General features: G+C 62.0%; 8 protein-coding genes. 3 read left to right on the top strand and 5 right to left on the bottom strand.

Features of this window, described 5'->3' with window-relative positions; genetic code table 11:
* The 3 genes from B3873_RS09295 to B3873_RS09285 form a co-directional block, all read left to right on the top strand.
* Positions 1-420 (top strand): gluconate 2-dehydrogenase subunit 3 family protein (locus tag B3873_RS09295; protein ID WP_286865477.1); only part of this gene is annotated, 420 nt, incomplete at its 5' end.
* A 2-nt stretch (positions 421-422) separates the two neighbouring features.
* Positions 423-2,204 carry a GMC family oxidoreductase gene (locus tag B3873_RS09290; protein WP_286865475.1) on the top strand — a complete coding sequence of 594 codons (1,782 nt, stop codon included), beginning with the start codon at positions 423-425 and terminating at the stop codon, positions 2,202-2,204.
* A gap of 14 nt (positions 2,205-2,218) precedes the next feature.
* Positions 2,219-3,544 carry a cytochrome c gene (locus B3873_RS09285; protein ID WP_286865480.1) on the top strand — a complete coding sequence of 442 codons (1,326 nt, stop codon included), beginning with the start codon at positions 2,219-2,221 and terminating at the stop codon, positions 3,542-3,544.
* Between the two features lie 92 nt (positions 3,545-3,636).
* Here B3873_RS09285 and B3873_RS09280 read toward each other — a convergent pair whose 3' ends face one another.
* The 5 genes from B3873_RS09280 to B3873_RS09260 all read right to left on the bottom strand — a co-directional run.
* Positions 3,637-4,395 (bottom strand): class I SAM-dependent methyltransferase, encoded by a 759-nt coding sequence (locus B3873_RS09280; RefSeq protein WP_034330406.1) that lies wholly within the window; start codon positions 4,393-4,395, stop codon positions 3,637-3,639.
* A gap of 264 nt (positions 4,396-4,659) precedes the next feature.
* Positions 4,660-5,541: a carbohydrate ABC transporter permease gene (locus tag B3873_RS09275; RefSeq protein WP_039784561.1), complete on the bottom strand. Its 882-nt coding sequence runs from the start codon at positions 5,539-5,541 to the stop codon at positions 4,660-4,662.
* Positions 5,541-6,440, bottom strand: a complete 900-nt coding sequence (locus B3873_RS09270; RefSeq protein ID WP_039784562.1) for a carbohydrate ABC transporter permease — start codon at positions 6,438-6,440, stop codon at positions 5,541-5,543. Before B3873_RS09270 ends, B3873_RS09275 begins: the two co-directional genes overlap by 1 nt.
* Positions 6,441-6,610: 170 nt before the next feature.
* Positions 6,611-7,942 (bottom strand): ABC transporter substrate-binding protein, encoded by a 1,332-nt coding sequence (locus B3873_RS09265; protein WP_121045161.1) that lies wholly within the window; start codon positions 7,940-7,942, stop codon positions 6,611-6,613.
* A gap of 129 nt (positions 7,943-8,071) precedes the next feature.
* Positions 8,072-8,763: ABC transporter ATP-binding protein (locus B3873_RS09260; protein WP_286865469.1), on the bottom strand; the 692-nt coding region annotated here is incomplete at its 5' end.

Genomic DNA, 8,763 nt, shown 5'->3' with positions numbered 1-8,763 from the left:
CTGTGGTACATGCAAGGCCCCTTCCATCCGGACAGCGTGCCCGAACTGGGCTACCAGCTCTCGCTGGTGCCGCGCGACATCTACCGCCAGGGCATCGCTGCCTGCAATGACTGGTGCAGCAAGAACCATGGCAAGGTCTTCGCCGAACTCGACAAGGCCAAGCAGCTGGACGTGCTCAAGATGATGGAAGGCGGCAAGATCGCTTTCGATACCGTGCCCGCCAAGACCTTTTTCAGCTTCATGCTGGGCAATACCAAGGAAGGCTATTTTGCCGACCCGATGTACGGCGGCAACCAGAAGATGGGCGGCTGGAAGATGGTCGGCTTCCCCGGTGCGCGCGCCGATTACGCCGACTGGGTCGATCAATACAACGTCAAATATCCATACGGCCCCGTGTCGATTCTGGGAGAGAAGGGCTGATCATGGCTATCAAAAAAGACAAAGTGGATGTAGTGATGGTGGGCCTGGGCTGGACCGGCTCCATCATGGGCATGGAGCTCACCGAAGCCGGCCTGAACGTGCTGGCGCTGGAACGCGGCGACATGCGTGACACCAACACCGACACGCCTTATCCGAAGGCAGTCGATGAACTGAAATACTCCGTGCGCGGCGCGCTGTTCCAGGACCTCTCGCGCGAGACCGTGACGATTCGTCATACGCTCTCGGATGTGGCCGTGCCCTACCGCCAGCATGGTTCCTTCCTGCTGGGCGATGGCGTGGGCGGTGCCGGTTTCCACTGGAACGGCATGATGTACCGCAACCTGCCCGAAGAGCTGGAAATGCGCACGCACCACGAGCAGAAATACGGCAAGAAATTCATCCCCGAGGACATGACCATCCAGGACCATGGCGTGACCTACAAGGAGCTGGAGCCCTTCTACGATTTCTCGGAAAAGGTCATGGCGGTTTCCGGCAAGGCCGGCAATCTCAAGGGCAAGATCGTGGCCGGCGGCAATCCGCTGGAAGGCGAACGCAGCGATGAATTCCCGACCCCGCCGCTGCAGTACCAGTACAGCGCTTCGCTGGTCGAGAAGGCCATGCGTGACGTCGGCTACCACCCTTATCCGGCCCCCGCGGCCAATGCTTCGCAGCCCTTCACCAATCCGTATGGCGTGCGCATCGGCCCCTGCAATTACTGCGGCTTCTGCGAAAACTACGGCTGCTACATGTATTCCAAGGCATCGCCGCAGACCACCATCCTGCCGGTGCTGTTGAAGCGCAAGAACTTCGAGGTGCGCACCAAGGCCCAGGTCATCAAGGTCAACCTGGATGCCTCCGGCAAGCGCGCCACCGGCGTCACCTACATCGACGCCCAGGGCCGCGAAGTCGAACAGCCCGCCGACCTGGTCCTGCTGACCGCCTTCCAGACCCACAACGTGCGCCTGCTGCTGCTCTCGGGCATCGGCAAGCCCTATGACCCGGTCTCCGGTGAAGGCGTGGTGGGCAAGAACTTTGCCTACCAGTACAACGGCGGCATCAACGTGGTCATGCCCAAGGGCACGCAGTTCAATCCCTTCATCGGCACCGGTGCCGGTGGCGTGGGCATGGACGACCTCAACGCCGACCAGTTCGATCACGGTGCGCTGGGCTTCATCGGCGGTGCCTCGATTCGTCACGTGCGCTATGGCGGCCGTCCCATCAAGCAGGCCGGCACCATGCCGGGCGAGAAGGTCCCCAACTGGGGTTCGGAATGGAAGGCCAGCGTGCAGGATGCCTACCAGCGCACGCTCACCATCGGCATGTCCGGTTCGGTGATGGCGTATCGCGATTGCTACCTGTCGCTGGATCCGACCTACAAGGATGCCAATGGCCAGCCGCTCTTGCGCATGACCCTGAACTGGAAGGAGAACGAAGGCAAGATGCTGACCTACATCGCCGGCGAGATGGAGAAGGTCGGCCAGGCCATGAATCCGGAGAAGGTCGTCAAGGCGGTACGCAAGACCGGCTCGTCGTGGGATACGCGGATCTATCAATCGACCCACCTGACCGGGGGCGCCATCATGGGCACGACGCCCAAGAACAGCGTGGTCAACAAGTACCTGCAAAGCTGGGATGTGCCCAACGTGTTCGTCTACGGCGCTTGCGCCTTCCCGCAGAACATGGGCTACAACCCGACCGGGCTGGTCACGGCGCTGGCGTATCACTCCGCCAAGGCCATCCGTGATCAGTATCTGAAAAACCCCGGCCCGCTGGTGCAGGCATAAGGATGACGACCATCATGATCAAGCATTATTTCATCGCCGCCTGTGCGGCCGTCATGTCGCTGTCCGCCTTCACCGCAGCAGCGCAGAGCAATGCCGCCGCTCCCTCGGCCGACCAGCAGCTGGTGCAGCGTGGCGAGTACCTGGCCAAGGCTGGTGACTGCGTGGCCTGCCACACCGCCAAGGGCGGCAAGCCCTTTGCGGGTGGCTTGCCCATTGCCACGCCCATCGGCACGGTGTATTCGTCCAACATCACGCCGGACAAGGACCACGGCATCGGCAGCTACAGCGAAGAGGATTTCGACCGTGCGCTGCGTCACGGCATCCGCAAGGATGGCGCGTCGCTCTATCCGGCCATGCCGTATCCCTCCTACGCCAAAGTCAAGCCGGCCGACGTGAAGGCGCTCTATGCCTACTTCATGCAGGGCGTCCAGGCCGATCCCGCACCCAATCGCGGTGTGGACATCACCTGGCCCCTGTCGATGCGCTGGCCGTTGTCGGTGTGGCGCAAGGTGTTCGCGCCGGCAGTGGCGGCCGATGGTCCGGAGGACAACAGTCCTCTGGTCCGCGGCCAATACCTGGTCGAAGGCCTGGGCCACTGTGGCGCCTGCCATACCCCGCGCGGCGTGGGCATGCAGGAGAAGGCGCTGTCCAATGACAGCAGCCAGTTCCTCTCCGGTGGCGTGATCGACGGCTACCTGGCCAACAACCTGCGCGGCGACGCCCGCGACGGTCTGGGCAACTGGAGCGAGGCCGATATCGTGGCCTTCCTCAAGACTGGCCGCAACAGCCATTCCGCTGCTTTTGGCGGCATGGCCGATGTGGTCGCCAACAGTACCCAGTACATGACCGGGGAAGATCTCTCGGCCATGGCCAAGTACCTGAAGTCCTTGAAGGCGGTGAAGGAGGGCACGCCAGCGCTGGCCTATGACGACAAGACCCACCAGGCCTTGCGCAAAGGCAGCGACCAGAGTCCGGGCGCCATGGCCTTCCTGAACAACTGCGCGGCCTGCCACCGCAGCAGCGGCAAGGGATATGAAGAAACCTTCCCGACCCTGGCGTTGTCGCCGACGGTCAATGCCGAGAACCCGGCTTCGCTGATCCGCATCGTGCTGGAGGGTGCCGAAATGCCGTGGACCCACAAGGCCCCGACGCAATTCGCCATGCCGGGCTTTGCCAGCCGCCTGTCGGACCAGGAAGTGGCCGATGTGGTCACCTTCATCCGTAGCAGCTGGGGTAACCAGGCGTCTTCGGTGAACGCGTCCGATGTGGCCAAGGTGCGCAAGCAGTTGCCGGAGAAGAAGACGGTGGAGGCGGGGAGTGCGCCGCTGGCCAAGCAGTAGTGAGCAGCAGTAGTGAGCGATGGTCCGGCATCTGCCGGGCTATCAATGATCCCCGCGTCTGCACAACGCGGGGATTTTTTTACGGTTGCGGCTTACAGATCGCGAATGCCCACGAAGGTACTGCGCAGCGTGCCGGCGTAGTTCTTCTCCAGGTTTTCTCCCATGTTGGGGGCCCAGTTGTCGTACTGTTCAAACACCGTGGTGAAGCCCAGGTCGTGGATCAGTCCGAGCAGATGTTCCTTCTGTATCCAGAAGGAACGATCGTTCTCATAGGACGCCCAGCGCAGTTTTTCGCGCTCCTCGTAGGGCGTGCTGGGATGGAACTCGTGGTACCAGCGACCGTTGAGGCCTTCATTGACCTGCATGGGGGAGAGGCTGTAATACTTCACGCCATCTTCCAGTGATGTGGAAAAGTGCGTCTGCAGGATCATCACCTTCTTGGTGTGACGCGCCAGCTTTTCCAGGAAGGCGCGGGGTTTGTCGAAGTGATACAGCAGACCGCAGCAGAACGAGGCATCGAAAGGACCGTAGCGATCCAGATTCCAGGCCGTGTCCTTGACGAAATGGAGGTTCTGCAGGTTCAGGTTCTGCTTCACGTAATTGCAGCACGCAAAGTTTTCCTCCCGTACCTCCAGCCCGATGGATTCAAATCCCATGCGGGCAAATTCCACCGTGTAGCCACCTTCCAGGCATCCCAGGTCGATGATCCGGTAATTGCGGCGGTTGCCGGGAAAGGCCAGATTCAGCACTTTCCTCGCCGAGATCGCCTGGGGGTGATCCTGCAGAAGAATGGTATCTGGCTTGGTGTAGGTCCCGTTGTCCAGCAGGATATTGTGATAAGTGAATTCCATGTTGCCCTTCCCTTTACGTTTTTCGTTATTGTTGGATCGAACTGGCATCCGGAGCAGGATGCCGTTTCTTCATGGCTGACGCGACGCGTCACCGCGATCTTAACCGCTGATGAGCTCTGGTTGAAAGCCAAGCGTGTTGCGCTTGCAACGAGCACGCACCTTGCAATCCTGACTTCACCTGACCTTTGCATCTGGTGTTGATGGCAGGCAAAAAAACGGCACCCCTGAGGGTGCCGTTTCATCGCAGGCGGAAGCGGAGGGAGGCTACTCTTTCACCGCCCCCGTCATCCCCGACACGTAATACTCCACAAAGAACGAATACACCACCGCCACCGGCAGCGAGCCCAGCAGCGCCCCGGCCATCAGTGCGCCCCAGTGATAGACGTCGCCTTCCACCAGCTCGGTGACGATCCCCACCGGCACCGTCTTCACCTCGGAGGAGGAGATGAAAGTCAGCGCATAGATGAATTCGTTCCACGACAGCGTGAAGGCAAAGATGCCCGCCGAGATCAAGCCCGGCACCGCCAGCGGCAGGATGATCTTGACCAGGATCTCCCAGCGCGTAGCACCATCGATGAGCGCGCACTCTTCCAGCTCATAGGGAATCGAGCGGAAGTAGCCCATCAGCAACCAGGTGCAGAACGGGATCAGGAAGGTCGGATAGGTCAGGATCAGCGCCCAGCGCGTATCGAACAGCCCCAGCTTGAACACGATCGCCGCCAGCGGAATGAACAGGATCGAGGGCGGGATCAGGTAGGCCAGGAAGATGCCCAGGCCGACCTGCTTGGAGCCCTGGAAGCGCAGGCGTTCGATCGCATAGGCAGCAAAGACGCTGGCCGCCAGCGAGGCGAAGGTCGATACCACCGACACGATCACGGTGTTGAGCAGCCAGGCCGGATACTGGGTCTGGAACAGCAGCTTCTTGAAGTGCGCCAGCGTCGGGGCAACCACCCAGAAGGGGTTGCCGGTCTGCGAGAGCAATTCATTGTCCGGCTTGAAGGCCGTGATCACCATCCAGTAGAACGGGAACAGCAGCACGAACAGGAAGATCAGCAGCGGAATGTAGATCGTCACCCAGCGGCGCGGTGTCGATTGCAGGAAATCCATGCCCTGGGTTTCCTGCTGGTCGTCTTTTTTCTTGGCCATTATTTGTCACCTCCTTGTTGCCAGCCGCGACGTTGCAGGCCGAAATACGAGAACATGATCGCTGCCAGCAGGAAGGGAATCATGTAGGTTGCCAGTGCCGCGCCTTCACCCAGGGCACCGCCCGGAATGGCGCGCTGGAAGGAGAGCGTGGCCATCAGGTGCGTCGCATTGAGCGGACCGCCACGCGTGAGCACATAGATCAGCTGGAAGTCGGTGAAGGTGAACAGCACCGAGAAGGTCATCACCACCGCAATGATGGGCGTGAGCAAGGGCAGCGTGACATGGCGGAACTGCTGCCAGGGCGTGGCACCGTCGATGGCGGCCGCCTCATACAGCGACGGCGAGATCGTCTGCAGGCCCGCCAGCAGCGAGATCGCCACGAAGGGAATGCCGCGCCAGACGTTGGCAAAGACGGTGGACCAGCGCGCATTCCACGGGTCACCCAGGAAGTCGATGTAGCGGTCGATCAGGCCCATCTTGTGCAGGGCCCAGCTGATGACGGAGAACTGTGCGTCATACAGCCACCAGAAGGCCAGGGCCGACAGGGCGGTCGGCACGATCCAGGGCAACAGCACGATGGCGCGGAAGAAGGTCTTCAGCGGCACGTTCTTGTTGAGCAGGATGGCCAGCCACAGGCCCAGTGCGAATTTCAGGATGCTGGCGCTGACCGTGTAGAACACGGTATTGAACAGCGACAGCTGCGCCAGCGAATCGCCGGCCAGGTAAGTGTAGTTGTCCAGGCCGATGAAGCTGCCTTCGCCGCCGATCTTGGTATCGGTGAAGCCCAGCCAGATGCCCAGGCCCAGCGGGTAGGTCAGGAACACCACCAGCAGGATCACGGCCGGGGCCATGAACAGCATGCCCAGTACGTTACGGTTGTTCAGGAATCGGGATAGCATGATGTGCCTCGATGAAAGGGCTGCAAGCCAGGCCTGCGGCCAGTACGGATGTGACGCGTCGCGATGCGCCAGCGCGGCGGGACCGGGTCGGCAGGCCCTGACAACCTGCCCCTTTGCCCGCTGTCCCGAGGGAACCCGGACCCGCCTTGCTGACGTTCAGGCTGCTGCCATCAGGTCTTGTAATACCGCTTGGCGCGTTCGGCTGCGCGGTCGATCGCCTGCTGCACGGTCTTGGCGCCCGAGGCGGCCTCGGCCACCATGTCCACCACCACGTAGTCCGCCATGCAGGCCGCCGAGGCCTGTCCCAGCGGGCCCTCGTGGCCATGGTCCAGCATCAGCGAGGCCGAGTCGCGGTACACCGTGGCCTTCGGGTCGTCGGTCCAGACCGGGTTCTTCTCGTAGGCCTTCAGCGGCTGGCTGACGTAGCCGATGGAGGCCTTCATCCACGGGTTGTACTGGTCCGGCTCGAACATGAATTGCACGAAGGCCTTGGCCGCATTGGGAAACTTGGTGTGCTTGAACACCATCATCTGCGTGATCTGCATCAGCTCGGTGGGCTTGCCGGCCGGGCCGACCGGGAAGTGCGCGTGCTGGGTATCCTTGGCGATGTCCTGCAGCTTGGGATCCTGCGAGTTCTTGGCGGCGTAATACACCGAGATACCGTTGGCCGTGAGGCTGATCTGGCCATCCAGGTAGGCCTTGTTGTTGGATGGATCCTGCCACGACAGGGTGCCGGGCACGAAGGTGGCATAGAGCTGCTTGGCGTATTCCAGCGCGGCGCGGGTCTCGGCCGAGTTGATGGCGACCTGGCCGTTCTTGTCCACCAGCTTGCCGCCATGCGACCACAGCAGCCAGTGTGCCCAGTTGTTGGCGTCACCGACGGCCTTGCCCAGGGCGAAGCCGACCGGAGTGTCCTTGGCCTTCAAGGCCTGGCACAGCTTGAGGAAGCCGGCCGTGTCCTTGGGAATGGCATCGAAGCCGGCGGCCTTGATCTGGCTTTCGCGATAGACCAGGGCATTGCCGATCACGCCCAGCGGCAGGGCGATCCACTTGCCGTCCTTGGTGCCGTACTTGCGGCAGACGTCGTACCAGCCGCCATAGCGCTTGCCCAGCGAATCGGCCAGGTCGGTCATGTCGATCAGCTTGGTCGGGTACTGCTGCGGATCGTCGAACCAGCCCAGCACGATGTCCGGACCGCTGCCCACGTTGGCGGCCACGGCCGACTTCGGGCGCACGTCTTCCCAGCCTTCGCTGTCGGTACGCACGGCTACGCCGGTCAGTTCTGTGAATTTCTTGACGTTGGCGTTCCACAGGTCTTCATCGCCCTGGACGAAACGCTTCCAGCGCAGGATGCGCAGGGTCGCGCCCTGTTCGATGGGGTACTTGATGCTGTCGGCACCGGCCGCGCCGGGGCCTGCGGCAAAGGCGTTCACGCCCATGCTTGACGCGGCTGCGGCAGCAGCGCTGGTGACCAGGAATTCGCGTCGTGTCAGCTTGCTCATGTCTCCTACTCCTTCGGTTGAAAGTCGAATTGGACCGCTCTCGAACGGCTGTTCTTGCGGATGGACTCTTTTTCTTGTGATGCTGCGCTACGGGTGGTGCTTGGGTTACTGCAGTGATGGTGCGTTGGATCAGCGGGCCGCCAGCGACTTGCCCGATTCGGCGTCAAACAGGTGCGTACGGCTGTGGTCGGGAACCAGGTGGATCACGTCGCCCGCGCCGAAATCATGGCGCTCGCGGAAGATCGAGGTGAGGCTGGTCTCGCCGAAGCGCGAGAACACTTCGGTATCGGCCCCGGTCGGTTCCACCACGATGACCTTGGTGGCAATGCCTTGCCCGGCCGCACCGATGGAGAGGTGCTCGGGACGCACGCCGTAGGTGACCTTCTGCCCGTCGTTGCCCTGCAGGGCGCTGCCATAGGGCGCTGGTACGCGGGTACCATCGGCGAACTCCACCTCGGCTGCGCCCCCGCCACCGTTGCGGCGCAGGGTGGCAGGGATGAAATTCATTGCAGGAGAGCCAATGAAGCCGGCCACGAACAGGTTGGCCGGATGGTCGTACAAGTCCAGCGGACGGCCGCGCTGTTCCACCAGGCCATCGCGCATGACCACGATCTGGTCAGCCATGGTCATGGCTTCGATCTGGTCGTGGGTGACATAGATGGAAGTGGTCTTGAGGCGCTGGTGCAGTTCCTTGATCTCGGTGCGCATCTGCACGCGCAGCTTGGCATCGAGGTTGGAGAGCGGTTCGTCGAAGAGGAACACCTGCGGATCGCGCACGATGGCGCGACCCATGGCCACGCGCTGGCGCTGGCCGCCCGAGA

This window comes from Herbaspirillum sp. UBA812 (genome assembly GCF_002296545.1).
GTDB lineage: Bacteria > Pseudomonadota > Gammaproteobacteria > Burkholderiales > Burkholderiaceae_D > Herbaspirillum > Herbaspirillum huttiense.
The sequence above is the reverse complement of the archived record's forward strand: the minus strand, read 5'-3'. Positions and strand labels throughout refer to the sequence as shown.

What these genes read in the sequence shown, in the direction of transcription:
- B3873_RS09265 (WP_121045161.1), bottom strand. Translation starts at nt 7,942, where the DNA reads ATGAGCAAGCTGACACGACGCGAATTCCTGGTCACCAGCGCTGCTGCC.
- B3873_RS09280 (WP_034330406.1), bottom strand. Translation starts at nt 4,395, where the DNA reads ATGGAATTCACTTATCACAATATCCTGCTGGACAACGGGACCTACACC.
- B3873_RS09285 (WP_286865480.1), top strand. Translation starts at nt 2,219, where the DNA reads ATGATCAAGCATTATTTCATCGCCGCCTGTGCGGCCGTCATGTCGCTG.
- B3873_RS09290 (WP_286865475.1), top strand. Translation starts at nt 423, where the DNA reads ATGGCTATCAAAAAAGACAAAGTGGATGTAGTGATGGTGGGCCTGGGC.
- B3873_RS09275 (WP_039784561.1), bottom strand. Translation starts at nt 5,541, where the DNA reads ATGGCCAAGAAAAAAGACGACCAGCAGGAAACCCAGGGCATGGATTTC.
- B3873_RS09270 (WP_039784562.1), bottom strand. Translation starts at nt 6,440, where the DNA reads ATGCTATCCCGATTCCTGAACAACCGTAACGTACTGGGCATGCTGTTC.